Genomic DNA, 562 nt, shown 5'->3' on the forward strand with positions numbered 1-562 from the left:
GCGTTTTTCCATGTTGGATTGATCTGCCCATAGCTCGTTCATTTCAGCGGTCACAATTGGGTCTGGGTTTACTAACAGCGGAATGTCACTGTAGATAATGCCTGTTAAGTCTTCGTACGTCGCACCACCGCTGTTGCTACGAGAGTTCGAGAACAGTTTTGGTGGCTTCGCATCTGGGTTAATTGCGACCTCAATGAATGGTTTGATAAGTGTTAGTTCAGAGCTACGAGCGACAATATAAACTGCGTCCACATCACGACGACTGCGTGGCTGTGTTTCCAACTTAATGCGCATGAGCGATTGCATCTGTGCGATACGCTGTTTGCTCTCTTGTAATCCAAAGACGTCGTTAATGTCTTTTTGTAGTTGGCGCTTATCACCAAAGTAGCTTGTTGCGACTTTGTTTGAGCTGTACTTGCTCCATTCTTCATTGAAAGCTTGCACAACACGCTCACCGTAGCTGCCTTTTGGCGCTAGGATCAGCGGGAAGTTATAGCCTTCGCTAAATAAGTATTTTGCAGCTTGAGCCACTTCTTGCTCTGGTGACAACGCTAGGTATCAA

General features: G+C 46.3%; 1 pseudogene. It reads right to left on the minus strand.

What is annotated here, in order from left to right:
* Positions 1 to 558 (minus strand): annotated as a pseudogene (locus R7O13_RS29580) (penicillin-binding protein activator); the annotation flags it as partial.
* Between the last annotated feature and the right edge of the window lie 4 nt (positions 559 to 562).

It is taken from the genome of Vibrio sp. Y176 (genome assembly GCF_033438945.1).